Origin of the sequence: Nonlabens sp. Hel1_33_55 (genome assembly GCF_900101765.1) — a bacterium.
In the GTDB taxonomy this organism is placed as follows: Bacteria; Bacteroidota; Bacteroidia; order Flavobacteriales; family Flavobacteriaceae; genus Nonlabens.
Genome location: NZ_LT627735.1, coordinates 1,150,139 through 1,174,779 on the forward strand (window position 1 = coordinate 1,150,139; position 24,641 = coordinate 1,174,779).

The 24,641-nt window shown below is 39.9% G+C and carries 22 protein-coding genes; 18 read left to right on the forward strand and 4 right to left on the reverse strand.

The genetic code is table 11. From position 1 onward, the window contains the following. Nucleotides 1-4 precede the first annotated feature (4 nt). The 8 genes from BLO34_RS04970 to BLO34_RS05005 all read left to right on the forward strand — a co-directional run bounded on the left by BLO34_RS04970 (nucleotide 5) and on the right by BLO34_RS05005 (nucleotide 8,082). A complete protein-coding gene (locus BLO34_RS04970; RefSeq protein WP_090753115.1) occupies nucleotides 5-472 on the forward strand; it encodes a Fur family transcriptional regulator in 468 nt (155 codons plus the stop codon). Further along, the gene (locus BLO34_RS04975) at nucleotides 472-1,743 is read left to right on the forward strand and encodes an adenylosuccinate synthase (RefSeq protein ID WP_090753117.1); all 1,272 of its coding nucleotides are present in this window, start codon (nucleotides 472-474) and stop codon (nucleotides 1,741-1,743) included. The genes BLO34_RS04970 and BLO34_RS04975 overlap by 1 nt, the downstream gene beginning before the upstream one ends. Before the next feature lie 27 nt (nucleotides 1,744-1,770). Then, entirely contained in the window at nucleotides 1,771-2,730 is a 960-nt protein-coding gene (locus tag BLO34_RS04980) for a DUF368 domain-containing protein (RefSeq protein WP_090753118.1), read from the forward strand. Continuing rightward, nucleotides 2,731-3,750, forward strand: a complete 1,020-nt coding sequence (locus BLO34_RS04985) for a DUF368 domain-containing protein (protein WP_090753120.1) — start codon at nucleotides 2,731-2,733, stop codon at nucleotides 3,748-3,750. Further along, nucleotides 3,725-4,516 (forward strand): shikimate dehydrogenase family protein, encoded by a 792-nt coding sequence (locus BLO34_RS04990; protein ID WP_090753121.1) that lies wholly within the window; start codon nucleotides 3,725-3,727, stop codon nucleotides 4,514-4,516. Before BLO34_RS04985 ends, BLO34_RS04990 begins: the two co-directional genes overlap by 26 nt. Before the next feature lie 63 nt (nucleotides 4,517-4,579). Next, a complete protein-coding gene (locus BLO34_RS04995; protein WP_090753123.1) occupies nucleotides 4,580-6,745 on the forward strand; it encodes a DUF349 domain-containing protein in 2,166 nt (721 codons plus the stop codon). 127 nt (nucleotides 6,746-6,872) lie between these two features. Then, the gene (locus BLO34_RS05000; RefSeq protein WP_090753125.1) at nucleotides 6,873-7,523 is read left to right on the forward strand and encodes a hypothetical protein; all 651 of its coding nucleotides are present in this window, start codon (nucleotides 6,873-6,875) and stop codon (nucleotides 7,521-7,523) included. A gap of 46 nt (nucleotides 7,524-7,569) precedes the next feature. After that, complete coding sequence (locus BLO34_RS05005) at nucleotides 7,570-8,082, forward strand: CIA30 family protein (RefSeq protein WP_090753127.1); 513 nt, start codon at nucleotides 7,570-7,572, stop codon at nucleotides 8,080-8,082. Here the strand turns inward: BLO34_RS05005 and BLO34_RS05010 are convergent. The 3 genes from BLO34_RS05010 to pfkA all read right to left on the reverse strand — a co-directional run bounded on the left by BLO34_RS05010 (nucleotide 8,079) and on the right by pfkA (nucleotide 11,097). Then, entirely contained in the window at nucleotides 8,079-8,936 is an 858-nt protein-coding gene (locus BLO34_RS05010) for an N-acetylglucosamine kinase (protein ID WP_090756451.1), read from the reverse strand. The genes BLO34_RS05005 and BLO34_RS05010 overlap by 4 nt on opposite strands. A 73-nt stretch (nucleotides 8,937-9,009) precedes the next feature. Further along, nucleotides 9,010-10,014: a type I glyceraldehyde-3-phosphate dehydrogenase gene (gene gap / locus BLO34_RS05015; RefSeq protein WP_090753128.1), complete on the reverse strand. Its 1,005-nt coding sequence runs from the start codon at nucleotides 10,012-10,014 to the stop codon at nucleotides 9,010-9,012. A 96-nt stretch (nucleotides 10,015-10,110) separates the two neighbouring features. Then, nucleotides 10,111-11,097 carry a 6-phosphofructokinase gene (gene pfkA / locus BLO34_RS05020; RefSeq protein ID WP_090753130.1) on the reverse strand — a complete coding sequence of 329 codons (987 nt, stop codon included), beginning with the start codon at nucleotides 11,095-11,097 and terminating at the stop codon, nucleotides 10,111-10,113. A gap of 117 nt (nucleotides 11,098-11,214) precedes the next feature. Here pfkA and BLO34_RS05025 point away from each other — a divergent pair, with 117 nt between their 5' ends. The 6 genes from BLO34_RS05025 (at nucleotide 11,215) to BLO34_RS05050 (ending at nucleotide 19,624) form a co-directional block, all read left to right on the forward strand. Next, nucleotides 11,215-12,945: a sodium:solute symporter family protein gene (locus BLO34_RS05025; RefSeq protein ID WP_090753131.1), complete on the forward strand. Its 1,731-nt coding sequence runs from the start codon at nucleotides 11,215-11,217 to the stop codon at nucleotides 12,943-12,945. A gap of 56 nt (nucleotides 12,946-13,001) precedes the next feature. After that, nucleotides 13,002-13,835: a helix-turn-helix domain-containing protein gene (locus tag BLO34_RS05030; RefSeq protein ID WP_090753132.1), complete on the forward strand. Its 834-nt coding sequence runs from the start codon at nucleotides 13,002-13,004 to the stop codon at nucleotides 13,833-13,835. 124 nt (nucleotides 13,836-13,959) lie between these two features. After that, the gene (locus tag BLO34_RS05035; RefSeq protein WP_090753134.1) at nucleotides 13,960-14,361 is read left to right on the forward strand and encodes a GlcG/HbpS family heme-binding protein; all 402 of its coding nucleotides are present in this window, start codon (nucleotides 13,960-13,962) and stop codon (nucleotides 14,359-14,361) included. Between the two features lie 57 nt (nucleotides 14,362-14,418). Next, complete coding sequence (fdhA, locus tag BLO34_RS05040) at nucleotides 14,419-15,603, forward strand: formaldehyde dehydrogenase, glutathione-independent (protein WP_090753135.1); 1,185 nt, start codon at nucleotides 14,419-14,421, stop codon at nucleotides 15,601-15,603. Between the two features lie 343 nt (nucleotides 15,604-15,946). Further along, a complete protein-coding gene (gene katG / locus BLO34_RS05045) occupies nucleotides 15,947-18,244 on the forward strand; it encodes a catalase/peroxidase HPI (protein WP_090753137.1) in 2,298 nt (765 codons plus the stop codon). 261 nt (nucleotides 18,245-18,505) lie between these two features. Next, a complete protein-coding gene (locus BLO34_RS05050) occupies nucleotides 18,506-19,624 on the forward strand; it encodes a low temperature requirement protein A (protein WP_090753138.1) in 1,119 nt (372 codons plus the stop codon). Nucleotides 19,625-19,628: 4 nt separating this feature from the next. Here BLO34_RS05050 and BLO34_RS05055 read toward each other — a convergent pair whose 3' ends face one another. Continuing rightward, nucleotides 19,629-20,768: a serine hydrolase domain-containing protein gene (locus BLO34_RS05055; RefSeq protein WP_090753140.1), complete on the reverse strand. Its 1,140-nt coding sequence runs from the start codon at nucleotides 20,766-20,768 to the stop codon at nucleotides 19,629-19,631. A gap of 78 nt (nucleotides 20,769-20,846) precedes the next feature. Here BLO34_RS05055 and BLO34_RS05060 point away from each other — a divergent pair, with 78 nt between their 5' ends. The 4 genes from BLO34_RS05060 (at nucleotide 20,847) to BLO34_RS05075 (ending at nucleotide 24,635) form a co-directional block, all read left to right on the forward strand. Beyond that, a complete protein-coding gene (locus tag BLO34_RS05060; protein ID WP_090753142.1) occupies nucleotides 20,847-21,053 on the forward strand; it encodes a hypothetical protein in 207 nt (68 codons plus the stop codon). Nucleotides 21,054-21,303: 250 nt separating this feature from the next. Continuing rightward, nucleotides 21,304-22,854 (forward strand): NAD(P)/FAD-dependent oxidoreductase, encoded by a 1,551-nt coding sequence (locus BLO34_RS05065; protein ID WP_090753143.1) that lies wholly within the window; start codon nucleotides 21,304-21,306, stop codon nucleotides 22,852-22,854. Nucleotides 22,855-22,863: 9 nt separating this feature from the next. Beyond that, complete coding sequence (locus BLO34_RS05070) at nucleotides 22,864-23,394, forward strand: hypothetical protein (protein WP_157686686.1); 531 nt, start codon at nucleotides 22,864-22,866, stop codon at nucleotides 23,392-23,394. 56 nt (nucleotides 23,395-23,450) lie between these two features. Next, entirely contained in the window at nucleotides 23,451-24,635 is a 1,185-nt protein-coding gene (locus tag BLO34_RS05075; protein WP_090753146.1) for an MFS transporter, read from the forward strand. Nucleotides 24,636-24,641: the final 6 nt, after the last annotated feature.

Sequence of the window (24,641 nt, forward strand, 5' to 3'; positions counted from 1 at the left end):
TCAAATGAAAGAAATTATCAACAATCTAGAGAGAGAACAAGAAATAGTAAAAGGGGTTTTTACCCAATTTCTAAGCGATAACAAGCATAGAAAAACTCCGGAACGTTATGCCATTCTGGATGAGATCTATGCCAGTGAAGAACACTTTGATGTGGAGTCTCTCTATATCAAAATGAAAGAGCAAAATTACCGTGTAAGTCGCGCTACGCTTTATAATACGATCGAATTATTATTGGATTGTGGACTTGTACGTAGACATCAATTTGGTCAGAATCAATCTCATTATGAGAAGTCTTATTTTGACAGGCAGCATGATCATTTGATCATTCAAGATACCAACGAGGTTATTGAGTTTTGTGACCCTAGAATTGAGTCGATAAAAAAGACAATTGAAGAGGTGTTTGATGTCAAGATTGCCAGCCATTCTTTATATTTTTACGGCGTCAAAAACACAACCGAAAACAAAAAATAATGGCAGTAGATCTATTGCTCGGTCTTCAATGGGGCGACGAGGGAAAAGGAAAGATTGTAGACGTACTTACTTCAAACTATAACATCATCGCTAGATTTCAAGGTGGCCCGAATGCCGGACACACCTTAGAATTTGATGGTATTAAACATGTTTTAAGAACGATCCCTTCTGGGATTTTTCACGAGGATTCTATCAATGTGATTGGAAACGGTGTTGTTATCGATCCGGTGGTTTTTGTTCAGGAGCTAGACGGATTGGATCAATTTAATATTGATTATAAGAAGAAATTAATCATTTCCAGAAAGGCACATGTCATCTTACCAACGCACAGATTGCTTGATGCAGCCTCTGAAACTTCAAAAGGCAAAGCAAAAATTGGTTCTACGCTTAAAGGAATAGGTCCAACATACATGGACAAAACAGGCCGTAATGGGATACGTATAGGCGATCTTGAAATGGATACCTGGAAAGACAAATATCGTGCGCTGGCTAATAAGCATGAAGCGTTGATTAGCTTCCATGATGTAGATATTCAATACGATCTTAACGAGATGGAAAGAGAGTTCTTTGCCGCTGTAGAACGCTTGAAAGAATTAACCTTTATTGATTCTGAAGAATATTTGCAGCAAGCGCAAAAAAATGGAAAAAGCATCCTAGCAGAAGGTGCTCAGGGATCCTTACTCGATATTGATTTTGGAACTTACCCGTTTGTAACATCATCAAATACCACAGCAGCAGGAGCCTGTACAGGATTAGGTGTTGCTCCCAATCAAATAGGTGAAGTCTACGGAATCTTTAAAGCGTACACCACAAGAGTTGGTAGCGGTCCTTTCCCAACAGAGTTGTTTGACGAAGTTGGCGCAAAAATGGCTAAGGTTGGTCATGAATTTGGCGCAGTAACGGGTCGTCCTAGACGTTGTGGATGGTTGGATCTTGTAGCTTTAAAGTATACCTGCCAAGTCAATGGTGTTACCCAATTAATGATGATGAAAGGCGATGTCCTATCAGGATTTAAAGAGCTTAAAGTTTGTACCGCCTACAAATTCAAAGGTGAAGAAATCCAGCACTTGCCGTACAACATTGAACCTGAAAATGTAACTCCAGTCTATAAGTCGTTCCCATGCTGGAAAGAAGATCTGACTAAAATGACAGATCCTTCTCAATTTCCTAAGGAGCTTAACGAGTACATCGACTTTTTAGAAAAAGAGTTAGAAATTCCTATCAAGATTGTAAGTGTAGGTCCAGATCGCACGCAAACAATTCATAGGTAGTAACGATAACCGCTATTAAATACTCTCATGTCCTTTAAAAAAAACCTAAGTGTAACTCTTAAAGGAATGATGATGGGTGCGGCAGATGTTGTTCCTGGAGTCTCTGGTGGAACCATTGCTTTCATAACAGGAATTTATGAGGAGCTTATCAAAACCATTGACAATTTAAGCTTTGCTGTCCTCAAAGATTTCTTTAGAATAGGTTGGACAGCCACGCTGGTAAAATACAATCTAGCTTTTTTGATTTCTCTATTGTTGGGAATTGCCATTAGTGTTTTAAGCCTATCCAAATTAATTACTCATCTACTGGAAACCTATCCGGTTCTGGTATGGGCATTTTTCTTTGGTTTGGTGCTGGCTAGCATACTCTACATAGGTAAACAAATCGATCGCTGGAATGCATTAGCTATTGTTGCTATTATCGCGGGTAGTGTCATCTCCTATTTCATCACTATAGCAGAGCCTTTAGGAGCACCAGATAGCTGGTGGTATCTTTTATTTTCTGGATTCATTGCCATCATCGCAATGATTCTACCAGGAGTTTCGGGTGCATTTTTATTGTTGCTCTTGGGAAGTTATCAAACCGTTCTCAATTCAATTACAGGATTGATTGAGTCATTGTTAGCTGGTGAATGGTCCAGAGTTTTCAGCAACCTTGGTAATCTGGCACTCGTTGGTGTAGGTGCGATTTTAGGAATCAAATTATTTTCTAGAGCGTTGACCTGGCTTTTTGAAAACAAGAAAAATCTCACTTTAGCCTTACTTACTGGTTTTATGATTGGTTCACTCAATAAATTATGGCCGTGGAAAGAGGTATTGAGCACCAGAATGAATTCAAAAGGCCTCGAAGTTCCGTTTTTGGAGAAGAGTATACTACCTCAAAATTTTGCTGGTGATCCTCAAATATTATGGGTTTGTGTGCTCGTTGTCATTGGTTTCCTGCTTATTCTTATCTTAGAACAATGGGCAGTTAAAAAACCAGCATAAGTGCGGCAACCTACACGTAACCTTAGTGATAAATTCTATTTAGTCCTCAAAGGAATGGCAATGGGAACCGCAAACAAGGTTCCTGGAGTTAGCGGCGGTATCGTTGCTTACGTTGCTGGATTTTATGAGGAATTCATCTACTCTTTTCAAAAACTAAATTTTAAAGCACTCAAACTACTTGCTTCTGGTCGATTGCGCAGTTTCATGTACTACATCAATGGAAGGTTTTTAGGACTACTAATTCTTGGTGAATTGATCAGTTATTTCACAGTGAGTTTGGGATTTGACGTGCTCATCTCCTACTTCCCAATTTTGGTCTGGTCAGCGTTTTTTGGAATGATTCTAGGATCCATTTATTACCTAACGCGCAGTTATGAAGACTGGACCAGCAGGAAAGTCATGTTTTTAATGGTTGGCGCACTGGTCGGTATAGGTACTTCCCTACTCGATCCTGCAACACAAAACACCAACCTTTTCTTCGTTTTCTTTTGCGGTATGGTGAGTATATCTGGTATGACTTTGCCAGGTTTGAGTGGTAGTTATCTGCTCATTTTATTTGGGAACTATGTGTTATTAATGGTTGATAGTGTCAATGCTTTTCTTAATGCGGTCGTTTTATCACTGCAGGGAGATTTTACCTGGTGGTATGATCCAATGCAAACAGAGTTGTTGCTTATACTTCTCGTTTTTGTTGGTGGATCGATAGCTGGATTGATCAGTTTTTCTCATCTACTGGGCTGGACGTTCAAGCATTATAGGGACGAGACTAATGCAACTATCATTGGATTTATCACTGGTTCGCTGGGCGTTGTCTGGCCATGGAAACGTGAGGTTTTCAAAATTAACGAGCTTGGGATCGCCTTATTAGATAATAATGGCAACAGGATCGTAGAGAATTATCAGCGTTACTGGCCTTCCATTACTAGCGGTCACACATGGGTCGCCATACTATTAATCGGCGTTGGTTTTGCCATCGTATATTTATTGGATCATTATGGAAACAGAGCAAATCCCGCCTAGTGTTTTTGGCCTGATAGGCGCGCGGTTGGACTATAGTTTTTCCCGAGCTTATTTCGGTGAGAAGTTTGAAAAGTTACGACTGGACGATCATGAGTACCGCAATTTTGAAATTAGCAGTGTGGATGAATTAGTACGCTTTCGCGAAAGCGTGCTCTACAACAAACAACAACGCACCACTAACGGCAAGAACGAGATCATTAGAGGTCTGAACGTGACGATTCCCTATAAGGAAAATATGCTCCAGATCGTTGATCATGTCAATGAGGAAGCGGCTGCGATAGGTGCAATCAATACAGTGGTGATTGAAGATAACGTCTGGACCGGCCACAATACTGATGCCTACGGTTTTGGTAAGTCACTGGAGCCATTTCTACCCATTACGGGTAACGCACTTATCCTGGGAACTGGTGGTGCCTCAAAAGCAATTGCTTATACTCTGGAAGCATTGCAAATTCCTTATTTGAAGGTGAGTAGGAATCCGCAGGATGATCACACCATAGGATATGCGTCGCTCAATAAAGATGTGGTGTCACAAGTTCAATTAATCGTGAATACCACGCCAGTAGGGACACATCCAGATAATGACCAGTGTCCTGCCATTCCCTATAAACATCTAACCAGCAATCATGTATTGTATGACTTGGTCTATAATCCTAGCTTGACTCTTTTTATGAAAAAAGGCCAGCAGCAAGGTGCACGTGTGAGCAATGGCTATCAAATGCTGGTACACCAAGCAGAAAAGTCATGGGAACTATGGAATAAGTGATCCACCTTATCATTGCCACAACCGTAGATTCTAATTATCTTGCCTACTTTTTAAAACCATTACATGGAAACGAATGATAACCTGCCTAAAAAAGCAGACGGAAAATCAACAAAACCTGCCAACGAAAACCTGGAGGACAACACGCATGAAGATGCGATGATTCAAGAATCTGAATCTACTAAGGACCAAGAGCATATCGAGGTTGAAAAAGAGTCAGAGGAAAAAACAAAGAAAGGTAACAATACTACAAAGTCTCAAGAAAACGATGATGATGATGCCCACGAGGATGCGATCATTGAAGAAAAGAAAAAAGTAGAAAGTACTGTGGATCCCATCGTTGATGTGGATGAGGACGAGGATGATGATGAAGAGTCTGATGACGACGAGGATGACGACATCGATGGCGATGATGACAACAAGCGCAAGTCACCTGACCAAAAAGATTATAACGAGATGTCTATTGCAGTTCTAACCAAAGAATTGCGCAACTTGATGCAGGAATATCCCATCAACAAAATCAAGGAGCCTGTAAGAGAAATTGAAAAGGCCTTTGAACAGAAGGACAAAGATCTACAAGCAGAACAGAAAGAGGCTTTTGATAAAGGACAGAAAGAACTTCCAGAAGAAGAACGCACTGCAGACTTCAACTATGATAACAAGGAAAGTAGAGAGTTCAAAGACTTGCACGCCTTATATCGCAAGCAACGCGGCGAATTCCAACGTCAGGTAAGAAAGGAAAAAGAGCAGAACCTAGAGAAGCGACGCTCCATCATTGAAGGGATTAAAAACCTGATTGATGAAGAAGAAAATATAGGTACTACGTTCAAAAAATTCAATCAGCTACAAGATGATTGGAAAAATACGGGAAGTATCCCGCATGATGCTTATAATATCGTATGGGAAGATTATCGTTTGCACGTGCAAAACTTCTACGATTATATTTCTTTAAGTAAGGAACTGCGAGACAAGGATTTTGAACGCAACCTTGAATTTCACAATAAAATCATTGCCAGAGCAAAAGAACTAGCTGATGAACCCAATGTTCATAAAGCCTTACGTGAGTTACAGGAACTTCACCGCATGTGGAAGGAAGATACTGGACCAGTAGCTAAGGAAATGCGAGACCCTATCTGGGAAGAATTCAAAGCAGCATCTGATGTTATTCACGATCGCAGACAGGCATATTATGCAGAGCGCGATAAGCAAGCAGCCACCAACCAAACCATTAAGGAGAACATCATTGCAGAAATTGAAATGATCGTTAATCGTGGTGGCGATAGTCATAAGGCCTGGCAGGACAGTTTGCAAGAGGTGAATGCCTTACGTGAACTTTTCACTACTACAGGTGGTGCTCCTAAAAAAGTCAATAATGAGCTTTGGAATCAATTCCGCGGTGTGACTCGTGAGTTCAACAAAGTCAAGAATGATTATTACAAAGGCTTGAAAAAAGAGCAGCAGGATAATCTAGACAAGAAAATGGAACTCGTCAAGATTGCAGAAGAACACGCTGAAGCCGGTAACTTTCAGGAATCCCTGGATACGATGAAGCGCATACAGGCGCAATGGAAGACCATAGGTCATGTACCTAGAAAAGATAGTGACAAGATCTGGAAACGATTCCAGAAAGCTTGTAATTCATTCTTTGATCAAAAGAACGCAAAGCGGAATGCAGAAAGTAAAGAAGAGGTAGCTAATTATGAAGCCAAATTAAAAGTCTACGATAAAATCAAGGATCTTTTACCTCAAGATGATCAGGAAGCAATGAAATCTCAAGTCGAGGCTTTAATGGAGGAATGGTCTGCCATAGGTCGTGTTCCACATTCCAAGAGACAGATTCAAGATAAGTTTGAAAAGCTTGTAAAAGCCAAATTTATCGCAGCTGGAATGACTGCAGTCGATGCTGAAATGTTGAAGTACAACAATAAACTGGATAGCCTTAAAGAAGGTGATGAAAGGGATTTCAAAAACGAACGTTTCTATTTAAGAAAGCGTAGAGATGAGATTCAGGATGAGATGCGACAGTTGGAAAACAACCTGCAATTCATCAATGCAAAGGATGATAAGAATCCTTTTTTAGTACAACAACGCAAGAATATCGCAGCATTACAAAAGGAGCTGGATATTATAAAGGAGAAGCAAAAGCAACTCAATATTCTACAGCGTCAATTGGAAAGAGAGAATGAACCTGAAGAATCTGATGAGGAAAACGCAACAGATACCGCTGAATAGTCAAAACAAAATTTGAACACATTTTCAAATACCCATTTCTTAATCAGAAATGGGTATTTTAATTTTGTCTTCTTAAGATTAAACTAGGCGAACAACATTACATCAACCTATATCGTATATTTCATTTATGTGGAAATTTTTACAAAATATCATGGGACGCTCCTCAACATATTATGAAGAGCTGATGAAATCAAGAGATACAGAGGCTCAAATTTCTGCTCAACAACTTGAAGAGTCAAAAAAGTTGATTTCTCCCTTAATTAAAAAAGCATATTCGCTGGAACAGGCTCCAGCTCCAACTGGATTACAAAAATTGTATAATAATAAAGGCAAATCAGTTCCTTATTACAAATCCTACTATCATCCCAATCATATTTTACACCTTTACATTAATCTAGAACAATTGGAAAAGCATGAGTCAAATGTGCAGCTCATCTTAGAAGAACGAAAACCTGATGTCGACCTGAAAGAAATACCATCACTTCCTATGTGGGAATCCTTGATTCATCTAGATCTTGAGAAACATAGGCAACTCGTGAAAATGGCTTCAGGTCAACCGTGGACGTTGTATAAAAAGACGAAGCAAGAATTAGTCGGTAATCCTATAATCAATCAAGTTATGGGATATCCACAGTGGATTGTAAATGATATTGATTACAGAAAGTTAGAGAATACCACGTTCTTATTCCAGATGGAATTACTAGATAAGGAAAGAGTGTTATATTTCGTTTTTAACAGTACTTCCCAAAATTCAGAATTCTATATTCAAAAATGGTAGTTATACCTAAAGGAATACTATATTAAGTAGACCTTCTAAAACACTTATGCACTCAACCAAACCAGATATTCTATTATTCGGAGACCAAAGAGAAAATCTTACCTGGTCAAAATACACAGATGAGGTAGTTGGTGGGTTATCTAAAGGTGAAATAATTCATCACGAAGAGTTTTTAGAGTTTACCGGTACATTAAAACCTACGCTAGATCATGGCTGGGCTGGGTTGCGCTCCAAAAAAGAGCAGCATGATTTAAGTGACTATAAATTCATTGAGCTTAAAATAAAGACAGACGGTCAGCCATACCACTTTCAATTAGAACATAATCCTGCATGGCAGGAAGATAAACTAAGCATAGAAATTGATATTGTAGCTAATAAATGGCGAACAATGCACCTTGAAATGGAAGATTTCAAAATTTACAATACCCATACAAAATATCTCACGCGCAAGCCTAAGTTAAACACGATATTGAATGCGATTAAGAGATACAATATCCTAGCATCAAGTAAAAATGCAGCCGATTTCAATTTCCAAATCGAGTACATTAAATTTCACTAGGCATTCAACTTGCTACGATGGTATTCTACGAGACCATCAATGGGTCTTCTAACAATATTTCCAACTTCATAATCAAATTCTTCTGCCACTTGCTGAATACGACTTTTTGCAAAGTGTGCAATACTTCCTACGAAATGAACTTCACAGGATTTAATTTCTTCATGAAACTGTAAGATCATGTTCCTAGAAAATTTACGTAGGCCACGGCGTAGTAATTTTTTGATATAACGCTCATCAAGATGTTGAAATATAAATTCAGCATGTCCTGCGAGGAAAGCATTTGGATTAGGTTGCTTGTATAGATTATACTTGATATGATCATCGCTCATATCATAAGCTGCAGAAAATTCCTTTCTCAAATTCTCTGGCATGTTTTTAAAATAGTAATCTCTTATCAGTTCCTTTCCATACCAGTTCCCACTGGCTTCATCCATTAAGGTATATCCTAACGAGACTACCTTTTGATGCAATTTTTTACCATCTGAATAACAACAATTGGATCCAGTTCCCAGAATACATACCACACCTGGCTCATCGCCTACCGCGGCATATACAGCGGCGGCAGTATCTTCTTTTACCACAACATCAGCATTCTTGAAATAGGTGGTTAACAAAGCTTGAAGCGCCATTCTAGGTTTTTCAGTACCGCAACCAGCTCCATAGAAATAGACCTTGGTGGCTTTGTCTCTGTTTTTTACTAGATCCTCACTTTCTTCTAATCGCTGTTGTAAATCTTCCACAGATAGAATAGCTGGATTCATACCTCTTGTACGAGCCTTAAACAATTGCTCGCCATCATCAGATAAGGCTATCCAATCACATTTTGTTGATCCACTGTCAGTTAATAATATCATGGTAATGGTTTTGTTGGTTTCAAGATACAAAAAAGGCTGTTAGATCAAATTCCAACAGCCTTTTTAGTAATTATTATAGTGAATTTACTTTTTCAGCTAGGTCTACTAATTTATTGGAATAACCGAATTCATTGTCGTACCAGCTCACCAACTTATAGAAGGATGGATTAAGCTCTATCGCTGCTCCAGCATCGTAGATACTGGTTCTTGCATCACTTACGAAATCTTGGGAAACAACAGGCTCATCTGTATAACCTACAACACCTTTCATTGCTCCTGATGCCGCTTTCGCGAAAGCGGAATTAATTTCTTCCAATGAGGTATCCTTAGAAAGTTTCACGGTAAGATCCACCACAGAAACATCTGCCGTTGGAACACGGAACGCCATTCCAGTCAATTTACCTTTCAAAGCAGGAAGTACCTTAGTTACCGCAACCGCAGCACCTGTAGAAGTTGGGATGATATTATTCATCGCACTTCTTCCTAATCTATAGTTCTTTTTACTAGGTCCATCAACCGTTGCTTGTGTAGCAGTAGCTGCGTGGATGGTAGTCATCAATGCCTCTTCAATACCAAAGTTGTCTTCAAGAATTTTAGCCATAGGTGCAAGACAGTTGGTCGTACACGATGCATTTGAAACAATCTTGTGATCTGCGGTCAATTCTGAATCGTTAACGCCCATAACAAACATAGGAGCCGTTTTAGAAGGAGCAGAAATTACTACTTTCTTAGCACCAGCATCGATGTGAGCTTGTGCCGTGTCAAGATCTGTGAAGATTCCTGTACAATCTGCAACAACGTCAACATCTACTTCATCCCATTTAAGGTTTTTTGGATCACGCTCTGCAGTTACTCTTACGTGTACACCATCGATGATAAGATTTCCATCTTTGATCTCGATCGTACCACCATAACGTCCATGAACGGAATCATATTCCAATAGGTAGGCAAGTTGCTCTACATCTACAAGATCATTGATCGCTACCACCTCTACGTTCTCACGTTCTAGTGTTGCTCTAAAAACGATGCGTCCTATGCGTCCAAATCCGTTAATTCCTAATCTCAATTTCTTACTCATGTTATTAATCTTTAATTATTAGTTGCTGCTCTAGGCAGTCATTTTTATTAATCTATTTTCATTGATTTACAAGATAACCTTAAAATCATAACCATTTTATGTGGTCATAATATCACTTACTCTTATCAATTCTTTATCAATGTCTGTTTTACCTTTTACTGCTTTCTCCAGCGGACAAAGGACAATTTTTGTGTCCTGAATTCCCACCATATTATTATAATCGCCTTCCATTAGGCTTTCTACGGCTTTCACACCCATGCGGCTCGCAAGCACACGATCCCAGCAGGATGGAGAACCACCACGCTGCATGTGTCCCAAAACGGAAACACGTACTTCATATTCTGGAAGATTTTCTTCCACATAATCCTTAAGGGCAAATACATTTTCGCCGCTCTCCACGCCTTCTGCCACTACTACGATACTGGATGATTTACCAGATTTACGGCTACGTTTCAAGCTCTCGAGCAATCTGTCTCTTCCCAGGTTTTCTTCAGGTATCAAGATCTCTTCTGCTCCTGCTCCAACGCCAGCGTTAAGGGCAATATTCCCTACGTCACGTCCCATAACTTCAACAAAGAAAAGTCGGTTATGAGAACTTGCGGTATCCCTGATTTTGTCAATCGCTTCAACTACCGTATTGATCGCAGTATCATATCCCAAAGTAGATGAGGTTCCATAAATATCATTATCGATAGTTCCTGGAATTCCCATCACCGGGAAATCATTCTCCTCTGAGAATATCATGGCTCCTGTAAAGCTACCATCACCACCTATGACTACTATTGCATCAAGTCCTTGTTGTTTCGCTTTCGCGAAAGCGGTATCACGACCTTCTCTAGTTCTAAATTCCTTAGATCTCGCACTCTTTAAGATAGTACCACCTTTATTGATGATGTTGTTCACACTACGAGCATCCATGGGCTTAAAATCTCCTTCAATCAACCCTTGATATCCTCTATATATTCCTATGCATTCTAGCTTGTGATAGGCACACGTACGCACTACAGAACGTATTGCTGCGTTCATACCTGGTGAATCACCACCAGAAGTCATTACTCCTATCTTCTGAATGTTTTTTGTCATTAGTTTTTGATAAATTCCTAGCTAATCTATTAAAGAATGACGTTTCTGGCATATAAATCTCATTATATTTAGCTATTCAACGCAACTAAAACGTTATAGTTAATAAGTTTCCTGTTTATGGTATTAGAATTTGTTGATTTCGCAATAATCATTGGATTTTTTGTGATTTCGCTAGTGGTGGGAATAGTCGTTTCCCGCAAAAGCTCCAAAAGTGCCGACTCCTTTTTCCTTTCTGGTCGTAATATGCCCTGGTGGTTACTGGGTGTATCCATGGTAGCTACCACCTTTGCAGCAGATACTCCTAACCTTGTGGCGGGAATCGTTAGAACAACTGGTGTCGCAGGAAACTGGGAATGGTGGGCTTTTTTGCTTACAGGAATGCTGACCGTTTTCTTCTATGCAAGATTGTGGCGCCGTAGTGGTATTACTACAGATCTCGAATTCTATGAGTTGAGATATGATGGTAAGAGTGCGGCATTTTTGAGAGGATTTCGTGCGATTTATCTAGGTGTGATCTTCAACGTTATCATCATGGGAACCGTCTGTCTAGCAGCGATTAAAATAGGTCACGTGATGTTTGGGTTTACCGCTGGACGCACTTTAATCATTGCAAGTGTGGTGACGGTGGCATATTCGCTTCTAGGTGGTTTGAAAGGTGTTCTTATTACAGATTTTATTCAGTTCATTATTGCCATGGTAGGTTCTATCTGGGCAACGGTTTACATTTTAGACCTACCGCAAATAGGCGGTATGCAAAATCTTATCACACATCCCAACGTGGCAGATAAGATCAACCTCCTACCCGACTTTTCAAATACAGATCTACTCATGGGAATCTTCATCATTCCCATTGCTGTTCAATGGTGGAGCACCTGGTATCCAGGCGCCGAACCTGGTGGCGGTGGCTACGTTGCACAGCGTATGCTCGCGGCCAAAGATGAAAAGAATGCCACCTGGGCGGTACTTTTCTTTAATCTGGCACATTATGCATTGAGACCATGGCCGTGGATCATTATAGGTCTGGCTTCCTTAATTATCTACCCTAATCTTGACGCGTTAGCAACAGCTTTTCCTAATCTAGGCAGCCAATTCATTAAAAACGACCTAAGTTACCCAGCTATGTTGACGTTTTTGCCAGCCGGTCTTTTGGGACTTGTAGTCACGTCATTAGTGGCTGCTTTTATGAGTACGATTTCAACGCACCTCAATTGGGGTTCCAGCTACATTGTCAATGACTTCTACGCCAGGTTCATCAACAAAACAGCGAGCGAAAAGCAAAAGATTATTACCGGTCGTATATCCATTATTATCATGATGGTACTTGCAGGGTTGCTGGCGCTGGTACTGGAAGAGGCAAAAGATGCTTTCGACCTCGTCATACAGATAGGTGCAGGTTCTGGGTTGTTATTTATCCTGCGATGGTTCTGGTACCGCATCAATCCATGGTCTGAGATTACTGCAATGCTAGTGTCATTTCTCATGGCGATAGCATTCTTCATTAATGCACGACTGGATGGTGCACTATTTCCAGATATGGCTGGATATGAGAAGATTTGTCTAAATGTACTGGTCACAAGTATCGCCTGGCTCACCGTTACGTTTTTCACCCAACCCAGCGGCAAGTATAAGCTAGCGGCTTTTGATAAGGCAATTTTTGGCAATGAGTCCAAGTTTCACAACTTTCAGTATAAAACCATTGCGTTTCTTTTAGGTGTTGCCGGAGTTTATAGTTTGCTTTTTGCCATAGGTAAATTAATTTATGGGCAAACCACCATCGGTTTAGTTATGATAATGGTCTTTACGGGTTGTTCCATCGGGATTCTTTCCATGAGGAAAAAGTTGTTCTAGACTTTAATTAAGTCTGAAAATTTTCTAAACCTCAATTAATTTAGCTTTATCTATTTATGTCCATAGCCAATATTCCTGAAATCTATCTTAACAATAAAGCAAGTGAACCAGACTTGTTTGTTTATGATTTCAAAATGACAAATGATGTGGTTAAGAGTAAAGTGAATCTTGGAATGAACATGTTCAGCTTTTTACAGATTGGTAAGAAACAGATTCATTTCCCAGGGAATTCGGTCGCGGTAAATAAAGACCAATCATTACTTTTAAAAAAAGGAAATTGGTTGTGGACAGAACTTTTAGAAACTGAAGAGATCTATTATTGTAAATTGCTTTTCTTCTCTCAAGATAGAATCAAAGAATTCTTAGCCAAAAATTGTAAAAAACAGCAATCCGCAGAATCATCGCTACCCTATTTTATTATAGGTAATGATGACTATATTATTTCTTACCTAAATTCATTATCAGAGATTGGAAAACTACCTAATTCTTTAAAACAAAACCTTCTGTCTACAAAATTTGATGAATTGCTACTCTATTTGATAAATAAATACGGCAGTGCTTTCGAAAAATATTTACATTCTTTGATTCTTAAAGAAGTTTCTCCATTCAAAAAAATCGTGGAAGCAAAACTTCATTTTAACTTGAAACTTGAGGAAATCGCATTTTTATGCAACATGAGTTTATCTACCTTCAAACGCAAATTTATAAGTGAATACGGTACATCACCAGGCAAATGGATTCAATCTCAAAGATTAAACAAAGCAAAGGAAGCTCTGGAAAATAAGGAAGTAAAACCTTCTGATATTTATCTAGATTATGGTTATAACAATTTGTCTAATTTCAGTACTGCTTTTAAAAATAAATTTGGATGTAGCCCTTCAGAAATTTGATGTACTGTCATATCTACATCTCTTTAATTGACCTTTTTTCATAAATTTATGACCTTAATTCATAAGTAATCAGTCATCCTTAATCTTAATTTTAAAGGATCAATAACTTTTAAAACAACAGATTATGAACATTACACTAGCCCAGGCAGAAAAAATGATTTCAAGTGCAAAATCTAAAGCCACTGAAATAGATACAAAAATGAATATTGCAGTGGTAGACTCTGGTGCAAATCTTATTGCGTTTGCAAGAATGGATGGCGCCTGGTTAGGATCTTTAGATATATCCATTAAAAAGGCTAAAACCGCTCGCTTCTTTGATATGAATACAGGGCAAATAGGGGAACTTTCACAGCCCGGTGGACCACTATTCAATATAGAACACTCCAACTTAGGACTTATAACTTTTCCCGGAGGTATCCCTGTGAAAGATGCTTCTGGTAACATTATTGGCGCTATCGGCGTGAGTGGAAGTTCTGTAGAAAATGACCATACTGTAGCCGAGGCTGGAACAAAAGCGATCTCATAAGTTTTATCACTTTAATGCACGATAGTCGTCGCATTTTTCACATTTAAAAATTAAAATATGGCAACTAATAAAGGTATAGTCTACATCAAACCAGGTGTAGTAGAAGTTCAAGATATTAGCTATCCTAAGCTAGCGTTGGGAGATCGTAAATGTCATCATGGCGTTATTCTCAAAGTAGTAGCAACAAATATTTGTGGTAGTGATCAACACATGGTTAGAGGTAGAACCACTGCGCCTTCGGGTCTCATTCTTGGTCATGAAATCACTGGGTTGGTTATTGAAAAGGGACGTGATGTAGAATTTATGGATATAGGAGATCTTGTATCTGTGCCATTTAATATCGCTTGCGGAAGATGTCGCAATTGTAAAGAACAACAAACGGGCATATGTCTTAATGTCAATGACGAGCGACCAGGAGCAGCTTATGGATATGTTGATATGGGTGGATGGTTAGGTGGTCAATCAGAATATGTAATGATTCCTTATGCAGATTTTAATCTTCTGAAGCTGCCAAACAAAGATGCTGCGATGGAAAAGATTCGCGATTTGACTTTGCTTTCTGATATTCTTCCTACTGGATATCATGGTGCTGTGACCGCTGGTGTAAAACCTGGAGCAACAGTTTATGTGGCAGGAGCTGGCCCAGTAGGTCTTGCCTGTGCTGCTTCCTGTCATTTACTCGGTGCAGCAGTGGTAATTGTTGGTGACATGATTCCCGAGCGTTTAGAACAAGCCAGAAGCTTTGGCTGTGAGACTGTGGATTTGAGAAAGGACGCGACTCTTGGTGAGCAAATCGAGCAAATATTAGGTATTCCCGAGGTTGATTGTACCGTGGATTGCGTCGGCTTTGAGGCAAAAGGTCACGGACAAAATGCAGAAGAGCAACCAGCAACAGTTCTTAATGACGCTATGACGGTTACAAGAGCTGGAGGTGGCATAGGTATTCCTGGACTTTACGTTACTGGAGATCCAGGAGCAAAAACCGAAGCGGCCAAAGCTGGTAGTTTAAGCATTAGAATAGGATTAGGTTGGGCAAAATCCCACCACTTCCATACAGGACAATGTCCTGTTATGCAATACAATCGCAACTTAATGCAAGCCATTATGCATGATAAAATCAAAATAGCCGAAGCGGTAAATGTCCAAGTCATAAGCCTTGAAGATGGACCTAAAGGCTATGCCGATTTTGATAGTGGTGCTGCAAAGAAATTTGTGATTAACCCGCATGGAATGGAGTATTAATTAAATCGAATAGATTTTAAGTCCTTTGTTTCGATAATGAGCATAGGGCTTATTTGTTTTAAGCTCTAATGCTTTGTAGATAAAGATATATTTATACTGCCAATGACTTATTTTTAATAATTCTGTTCATACGTTTGATTACTGCATAAAACTATATTTTCAACACTAAAATTTCTCGATAAGCACTCAGATGCGAGGTTTTAATTCAAATTTGGCATTTCAAGATTTTTAGTCTTCCATTGATCCGCTAATTTTACTAAAGGCGTAAGATTTTTACTATATCTCCGAACAGGTTGAAGTATAAATCATTTCCTAATGCTTTTACTAATTGAAAAAACTTTAAATGAAATACATAGATAACCCAGAGAATTTAGAAAAATGTCCCTTTAGAGGCACACGCATAGGTGGCGCGATGGGAACACCGCCATTATCAGATGATTGGTGGCCCAACCGTTTGCAAGTAAGCATGTTGCACCATGACCAACCTATTGCAAATCCATTAAGCGATGAAGATTATAAAAAGGCATTCAACAGCCTTGATTATGAACAGTTGAAAAAAGATATTAAGGAAGCACTTACTAGCTCACAAGACTGGTGGCCGGCAGATTATAACAACTATGGACCACAGATGATACGTATGGCTTGGCATAGTGCCGGTACATACCGAATAGCAGATGGTCGTGGTGGTGCTGGACAAGCTATGCAGCGTTTTGCTCCTATCAATTCGTGGTGGGACAATGGAAACATTGATAAATCCAGAAGATTGATCTGGCCAATAAAGAAAAAATATGGTGCTGCTCTTTCATGGGCAGATTTGATTGTACTTACCGGTAACTGTTCTTTGGAGATAATGAATTTCCCAACCTTAGGTTTTGCTGGTGGTCGTCGTGATGCTTGGGAACCAGATCGCAGCACGTACTGGGGTCCTGAATTCTGGGATGGAAAACCATTTGATGAACATCCAAGATCCACAGATCGCTTAGGTCATCCCGATGAGATGGTGAGTCCAGAATTGCGCTGGGTAGGTGGACCAAAAGAAGAATACCATGATTTAGAGAATCCGCTGGCGGCGACTCATTCCAATTTAATTTATGTAAATCCAGAAGGACCTGGCGGTAACATGGATCCAATGGATTCTGCTCGTAATATCAGAGAATCATTCAAGCGTATGGCGATGGATGATGAAGAAACAGTTGCTTTAGTAGCTGGTGGACACGCCTTTGGGAAAAGCCATGGTGCCGTGCCTGCTGCTAAAATAGGTGCTGCCCCAGAAGCTGCTTCAATAGAGGAGCAAGGCTTTGGATGGCACAATCCAGTAGGAACAGGAAACGCAGAATACACAAGTACCAATGGTATTGAAGGATCATGGACTCCCAATCCTACTCAATGGGATAATGACTACTTGACCAACTTATTCAAGTTTGAGTGGCATCAAAAGAAAAGTCCAGCAGGTGCTGGTCAGTGGACGCCTACAGATCCCAATGCTCCTAAAACTCCAGATGCACACATTGATGGAAAAATGGACGATTTGATGATGATGACATCAGATATTGCTTTAAAGGTAGATCCTGCCTATCGCAAGGTTTGTGAGAAGTTCATGAATGATTTTGATTATTTCACTCAGGCATTTGCGAAAGCCTGGTACAAACTAACACACCGCGATATGGGTCCTAAAGACCGATATCTAGGTCCTGAAGTGCCTGAACAGGATTTCTTGTGGCAAGATCCAGTGCCATCTTGCGATCATGAATTGATCAATGATGCAGATATAGATGAGTTGAAAAAAAGAATTTTAGATTCAGGTCTGAGTATTTCGGCGTTGGTTTCTGCGGCATGGTCTGCAGCTTCTGTTTATCGCCATTCTGACAAACGTGGTGGTGCTAATGGTGCGAGAATAGCCCTGCAACCACAGAAGGATTGGGAAATGAATCGACCTGAGGAATTAAACCGAGTGATAGGTGCTCTAGAAGTCATCAAAAATGATTTCAATAGTCCACAAGTAGGAAACAAAAAAGTTTCCCTAGCTGACCTTATTGTCCTTGGCGGATGTGCTGCAATCGAAGTAGCGGCAAAAGATGGTGGTAATGCCATCAAAGTTCCGTTTACTCCAGGAAGAATGGATACCACTCAAGATCAAACCGATGTGGAAAGTTTTGACTGGCTCAAACCAGTTTCTGACGGGTTTAAAAATTACCACAATAACGGTGTAGGTTATCGAGTAAATCCAGAAAGAATCTTTATGGACCGCGCTAATCTATTGAATCTATCAGCTCCAGAATGGACGGTATTGACTGGTGGTCTACGAGTATTGGGTCAGAACTATGATCATTCTGCACATGGTGTTTTTACAGAACGTCCAGGTCAGTTGACAAACGACTTTTTCCAGGTGCTGACGAGTATGGATTACGAGTGGAAGCCTAAAAGCTCCAGTAAACTATTGTTTGATATCAATGACCGCAAAGACGGATCTACCAAATACACCGCTACTCGCTGTGACTTGATCTTCGGCTCGAACTCACAATTGCGCAACATCGCAGAAGTTTATGCTGCTGATGACGCACAAGAAAAGTTTGTTCAAGATTTTGTCAAGGCTTGGGATAAAGTAATGATGCTTGATCGCTATGACGTCAAGGATGATTAATTCTTAACCGTATATAAGTAACCAAAAGTCCTTTCCTTGTGAAGGGACTTTTTTTGTTAATGAGGAGTTGGTCCGGCAACGATATTTGTAATGATTTTTTAGTAGCTAGTGCCTGTCTCCTTTGATTACTCAATTTAACTAAGTTAAAACAGCGATCTTTAGGTTTTGGCTGTTCACTTTCGCGAAAGCGAAATCCACTACAATCACAATTATTAAATTAAGAAATGCTTTATCCAACATTAAGTTTTGATATTATTTTAAATGGAAAATAGAAAGGCCACCTGGCTCGAACTCTTCTTTGATCTGATTTTTGTGGTTGCTCTAGGTAAAGTGACTCACATTCTTGCAGAAACTGATCAATCTTTCATATCGCTAGAGACCGCGGTTACATTTGTTGTTTTGTTCCTTCCATTCTGGTGGGTATGGACATTGCACACGTCTTTCTCCAATCGTATTAAATGCGATCGAACTCTGCACAAGGTATTGACATTGCTATTGATGTTCCTGCTGATAATCTTGTCCACGACCCTAAACGAAGGCATAGAAAACGATCACGTTACTTTTCTTATAATTTATGGAATCGTGAAATTATGTGCTGCCGTGATTTACATTACAGACATCATGGCTGTCAATGACAGGGAAATAAGCAAGAGGATTGTGGCTGCAATAATAGGCGGCACCTTACTGGCGCTTTCAGGCATCTTTTTGCATTATGAAATAGCTGCTATTGTTCTAGTGATAAGTATTATTCTTGAGATCGTGATTATCCAGACGGCATTGAATGCAAGCAAGGCCACCCAACCTGTTAATAAGGAACATTTGGTAGAACGCATAGGCCTACTCGCTATCGTATTGCTGGGAGAATCTGTAATAAGTCTGTCCTATGGGCTCACCAAAGTGGAATGGGCTCCCATGAATATCACCGCGGGAATTCTAGGATTTTCCATCATAGCGATGATTTGGTGGATATACTTTGGCTCCTTAAGATTTCTTATAGAAAGTGGCAGGGATAAATATGGTACTGGTATTATTTATTCCCAGTTATTTGTATTCATGTCCTTTTCAGTTCTAGCAAATACTATTAGACATGCCATTCTCAACGATCTGGATCTATATGATTTTAGAATCATGGCGATATCTGGAATGATATTGCTCTATGTGGGTAAACAAACTGCCTATGCCATCAACAGACCGCAGTATATGAAAAGTAGAATTATTAGAACTGCCGTTGTCCTTGCAATAGCTGGAGTATCACTTTTATTACCAAAAGCAGAGTTCATCCTAGCTGGAATCGTTCTTTCCTTTTTGGTTTATATATTAATGACATATCGAGATCAGGAAAGCCATGAAAACGATATCATGGAAGACCATACTAGTTAGCGAACTAAAACGCTGTATTCAATAATTTCATGAACTCTCCTATTTTATTAGGCTCCAACCATCGCGTCACGACCACTAGATCATTTTTACGGTCGATGACGATAAAATTACCTCCAAAACCTGCCGCATAAAAAACATCTTGATCCACGCCATCCCACTGGCGACGTCCATCTGCATTGAGCCACCACATGAAACCATAATTAGGTTCTGGTGTTGAAGGAGTTGTAGCCATTTCAATCCATTCCTTAGAAATAAGTTGCTCTCCATTCCATTGGCCATTATTGAGGAATAACAAACCAAAACGTGCCATATCTTCTGTATTGATAAACATTCCAGCACCGCTATGGCCGCCACCAGTCACGCTCTTCATTTGTAAGCCATCAATAGTCTCCCATGCGTTGTCATAACCATACCAGCGCCAGGTCGTTGATGCTCCTATCCTATCCATGATATTCTTCTTGAGCACTCGAGGTAATGGCTCTCTAAAAACCTGCAGTAAACTGTAAGCTAGAACATTGACACGCACATCGTTGTATTCCATTATCGTTCCTGGCTGTGCAGGTTGTGCGTACTGCCAGTCATCGATATCGCCATCACGAGGTGGACGGTCTGCCCAATCCTTACCGCCGTAAAGCGTTCCCTGCCAGGCACTATTTTGTTGCAATAATTGACTCCAGGTAATCTGGCTGTTCTGTCTACCCGCAAAGGTACCATCCCATACATAATTTGCGACCGTATCATTAACGCTCTTGATTAAACCTTTATCCACAGCGATACCTGCAACGGTTGATAGAAAGCTTTTGGTAACAGAAAAAGTCATGTCCACTCTCTTGGTATCGCCCCAACTGGCGACCAACTTTCCTTTTTTGAGAATCATACCTACTGGACCACCACGCTTTTTGGTTGGGCCTTGAATCTCATGGAAGGGTTCGGTTTTGAATCCGTCGAGGATGGCAATTCGTAAATCTCTAGAGCCTGAATATTCATTCGCTTTCGCGAAAGCGATAACATCTTCCAGCTTCTTTGCATCTATCTGAGCATCATCTGTAGAAATTTGTTCCCAATCTGCATGGCGTTGTGGGAAGTAATTGTCTTGAGCGTGGATAGTCAAGCTACAAGCGAGAAAAAGTAAAATTGATTTCATGATACTAAAAATAAGGTTTACGGTCGATTATAGCGAGTTTACCAAATCAATTTTGAGGATGCAAAAGTTCCTGTACCTGTGCTGGCAAAACTTGAAGGTGGCACACCATTAGAGGTCTTTGCAGACATAACTGTAACTGGAGAATGGACAGAATTAAGTTTTGATTTCAGCGATGCGATTGGTGATGCGAACGATGCACTTGTTCTATTCTTCAACGCTGGAGAAACAAACACTTCAACGACGGACATCTACTTCATAGATGACATAAGATTTGAAGCGCCTTAATATCTAATAACTCAATTAAAACTAACCTCAAAAGTCTTTGCTATGAAGCACTAAAATTTTATTTGTTGAAAGGGTAAATTTTAAATTAGCCTATAGTGCTGGATATCTGTAGAGTGCTTGATTTAGTTCGCTTTCGCGAAAGCGTAACAACTAAACATCATTTTACAGGTATCCTTTTTTAATTTAAAACCTAATCATTAAGGAAATAAGTCACACCAATTTTGAGCTGGTTATACCCTAACTTTGACCCATGATCAAAGAAATACAACTGCGGGTTACCTTACCAGAAGAGCAACAGGATCCAGATATTAGACGGAGAGCTGCTTTATTCTTAGGTGAGGATATTTCTAAGATTACAGGAGTTGTGGTTTTACGCAAATCGATTGATGCTCGCAAGAAAGTGGTAGTGTTCAATTATAAACTAGCCGTTTATATCAATGAAGAGCTTCCCAAAGAATCTGAATATCATTTTGATTATCAGGATATTTCTAAGGCTAAGGAAATTCATATCATAGGTTTTGGTCCTGCGGGAATGTATGCAGCGCTGCGTTGTATTGAGCTAGGTTTTAAACCCATTGTTCTCGAACGTGGTAAAGACGTTCAAAAAAGACGCCGGGACATCAAGGCTATCAATCAAGATCATGTGGTAGATGCTGATTCCAATTACTGCTTTGGTGAAGGTGGCGCAGGAACCTATAGTGATGGTAAGCTATACACACGCAGCTTGAAACGCGGTGACGTGAGACGCATTTTTGAAAACCTCGTTTTCCACGGTGCAACCAATGAAATATTGGTAGATGCACATCCTCATATAGGAACGAATAAACTTCCTAAAATCATTCAGCGTATACGCGAGACGATCCTCAACTATGGCGGCGAGATTCATTTTGAAACCAAAGTGACCGACTTTATCCTCAACCAAAATCAAATAACTGCACTCATTCTGGATGATCGAAAGGAAATGAGTGTCGATAAGGTGATTCTTGCAACGGGACATTCCGCTAGGGATATTTTTGAATTGTTGCGTAAAAAGGAAATTGCTATTGAGGCCAAATCATTTGCAATGGGCGTGCGTGTGGAGCATCCACAACACATCATAGATTCCATCCAGTACAATTGTGGGATGGAGCGACCTGATGTTTTGCCTGCTGCTGCTTATAGTCTGGTACAACAGGTAAAAGGTCGTGGAGTGTATTCCTTCTGTATGTGTCCTGGTGGTTTTATTGTCCCAGCAGCCACTGAAGCTGGCGAGGTCGTCGTCAACGGTATGTCGCCATCCCGCAGAAACAACAAATTTGCAAATAGTGGCATTGTTGTAGAAATCAATGCAGATGAAGATTTGAGATCCTTTGCACATCACGGCGCACTCGCTGGATTAGAATTTCAAAAAAGTTTGGAAAATTTATCCTTCACAGCTGGTGGCAAATCCCAAACCGCACCAGCACAACGCCTTACCGATTTTGTGGACGGCAAACTTTCAACAAGTCTAAATGAAAGTTCATACCAGCCAGGATTATTGAGCGCGCCACTGCATAGCTTATTGCCCAAACATCTAGGTAGCCGACTGAGAAAAGGCTTTGCTGCCTTTGGTCACAAAATGCACGGTTACAATACGAACGAGGCTAATATTGTAGGCGTTGAATCCCGAACATCCTCACCAGTAAAAATTCCCAGAAATGATACATTGGAACACCCGCAAATTTCCAATCTTTTCCCATGCGGTGAAGGTGGCGGTTATGCTGGTGGTATCGTTAGTGCCGCGATGGATGGTGAGCGATGTGCTGAAGCCGCTATTAAATAAATTATTAAAATGATAAAAGGTATAATCAAACTTTCTTTTCTATTGCTTGTTTTTTTAATGGCCAGTTGTAGCGCTTCAAGAGGTAATACTGAAAGGATATTTGAAGATTTAAAATGTGACAAGGAGATATGGATAAGCATTGATGAAACCAGACCCACAGATTATCTAAGTTTATATAATACAGCGCCTAGTAGACCTCTAACACCTAAGGAATTTGCAGAATTAAAAGCTGATTTCATAGAAGTTGTGAATGAAATTAATAGCATCACGGACGTTGAAATTAAATTAGTAAACCAGCTAGGTTTTACTGATGAAAATATTGCCAAGGCAAACCTTAGAATAGCCACTGTAATTGGTAAAAAGGATTACTATAAAGTAAACTCAGATATAGAATTAAATTATCAAATGCTCAATGGTAGATATGAAAGTTTCGCTACAAATTTGGGTTCTAAAAATAGCTTCAGCACTAGAGTTCTCCCTTTGTATGCTATGAAAGTTGCAGTCAGAGATCTCGTTATGGCAATGTGTAATCATAATTGATAATTTCACTTAATCTTACCAACTCGCCGTTCTAAAACAACGGAATTTTGCGGGTCATGAGTGAAAATCCAACTGCCGAACCAAAACTATCCAATACTGTACTCTATTTGATGAGTATATCTGCTGGATTAGTGGTGGCTAACATCTACTACAATCAGCCGCTACTTAATCTGATTGCCCAAAATTTAGATGTTTCCCAAGCATCAGCAAGTAATGTGGCGCTGGCTACACAATTGGGTTATGCCGTGGGATTGTTGATTATCATACCCTTGGGAGATAAGTTTTCAAACAAACTGATTCTAAAATACGATTTCCTAATCTTGATCATCTCGTTGCTAGTTACAGCCTTAGCAAATAACATTTATGTTCTAATCGCCAGTAGCTTCGTTATAGGATTTGCTTCAGTCATTCCACAGTTATTTGTTCCCATGGCAGCCAGATTATCAGAAGAAGCGCATAGAGGTCGTGCAATTGGGATCGTTATGAGTGGCCTACTCATTGGTATATTGGGAAGCCGTACGCTTAGTGGTGTAGTTGGAGAATATTATGGATGGCGAGCGATATTTTATGTAGCTACAGGATTAATGGTTCTACTATTTATCCTACTCCACTATAAGTTGCCAAAATTGAATCCTACCTATCAAGGCAGCTATTGGAGTTTATTCAAATCTATTGCACATTATTTCAAAACAGAACCAACCGTAAGAGTTGCCGCGCTGCGCGGCGGATTGGGTTTTGCTGCGATAAGCGTATTTTGGACAACGCTCGTTTTCCTGCTGGAAGAATCCTTTAATTATGGAAGTGATGTCGCTGGTTATTTTGGGTTGATAGGAATCGTAGGTGCGCTGGCAGCAACAGTCACTGGAAAGCTCAACGATAGGATCAACAAATATTATATCATCTTGGTGGCAAGTGCTATTTTATTGGTCTCTTGGATCCTTTTCTTTTTTTCTGGGGATTCGCTTATAGGTTTGATTATAGGTGTCATTCTCATTGATTTGGGAATGCAAGGACTTCACATTACGAATCAGAACATCATTTTTTCAAAAAATAAAGATGCCAGAAATAGAATCAACACGATCTACATGGTTGGATTCTTCGTCGGTGGCGCATTGGGAACATTGGGCGCATCTATCGCATGGGATAGTTATGGCTGGACAGGCGTTTCCATCTTTGGAATTTTGATCTGTGCAGCGATAGTTATCGTCCAGTTGGTTTGGGGAAAGAACGACGACCTTTAAATCAAA

Bases quoted from the DNA above. Each gene is read 5' to 3' on its own strand.
- BLO34_RS05050 (WP_090753138.1), top strand. From the start codon at position 18,506: ATGGAAAATAGAAAGGCCACCTGGCTCGAACTCTTCTTTGATCTGATT.
- pfkA (WP_090753130.1), bottom strand. From the start codon at position 11,097: ATGACAAAAAACATTCAGAAGATAGGAGTAATGACTTCTGGTGGTGAT.
- BLO34_RS04970 (WP_090753115.1), top strand. From the start codon at position 5: ATGAAAGAAATTATCAACAATCTAGAGAGAGAACAAGAAATAGTAAAA.
- BLO34_RS05005 (WP_090753127.1), top strand. From the start codon at position 7,570: ATGCACTCAACCAAACCAGATATTCTATTATTCGGAGACCAAAGAGAA.
- BLO34_RS05035 (WP_090753134.1), top strand. From the start codon at position 13,960: ATGAACATTACACTAGCCCAGGCAGAAAAAATGATTTCAAGTGCAAAA.
- BLO34_RS05055 (WP_090753140.1), bottom strand. From the start codon at position 20,768: ATGAAATCAATTTTACTTTTTCTCGCTTGTAGCTTGACTATCCACGCT.
- katG (WP_090753137.1), top strand. From the start codon at position 15,947: ATGAAATACATAGATAACCCAGAGAATTTAGAAAAATGTCCCTTTAGA.
- gap (WP_090753128.1), bottom strand. From the start codon at position 10,014: ATGAGTAAGAAATTGAGATTAGGAATTAACGGATTTGGACGCATAGGA.
- BLO34_RS04980 (WP_090753118.1), top strand. From the start codon at position 1,771: ATGTCCTTTAAAAAAAACCTAAGTGTAACTCTTAAAGGAATGATGATG.
- BLO34_RS05070 (WP_157686686.1), top strand. From the start codon at position 22,864: ATGATAAAAGGTATAATCAAACTTTCTTTTCTATTGCTTGTTTTTTTA.
- BLO34_RS04990 (WP_090753121.1), top strand. From the start codon at position 3,725: ATGGAAACAGAGCAAATCCCGCCTAGTGTTTTTGGCCTGATAGGCGCG.
- BLO34_RS05075 (WP_090753146.1), top strand. From the start codon at position 23,451: ATGAGTGAAAATCCAACTGCCGAACCAAAACTATCCAATACTGTACTC.
- fdhA (WP_090753135.1), top strand. From the start codon at position 14,419: ATGGCAACTAATAAAGGTATAGTCTACATCAAACCAGGTGTAGTAGAA.
- BLO34_RS05000 (WP_090753125.1), top strand. From the start codon at position 6,873: ATGTGGAAATTTTTACAAAATATCATGGGACGCTCCTCAACATATTAT.
- BLO34_RS05065 (WP_090753143.1), top strand. From the start codon at position 21,304: ATGATCAAAGAAATACAACTGCGGGTTACCTTACCAGAAGAGCAACAG.
- BLO34_RS05030 (WP_090753132.1), top strand. From the start codon at position 13,002: ATGTCCATAGCCAATATTCCTGAAATCTATCTTAACAATAAAGCAAGT.
- BLO34_RS04975 (WP_090753117.1), top strand. From the start codon at position 472: ATGGCAGTAGATCTATTGCTCGGTCTTCAATGGGGCGACGAGGGAAAA.
- BLO34_RS05010 (WP_090756451.1), bottom strand. From the start codon at position 8,936: ATGATATTATTAACTGACAGTGGATCAACAAAATGTGATTGGATAGCC.
- BLO34_RS04995 (WP_090753123.1), top strand. From the start codon at position 4,580: ATGGAAACGAATGATAACCTGCCTAAAAAAGCAGACGGAAAATCAACA.
- BLO34_RS05025 (WP_090753131.1), top strand. From the start codon at position 11,215: ATGGTATTAGAATTTGTTGATTTCGCAATAATCATTGGATTTTTTGTG.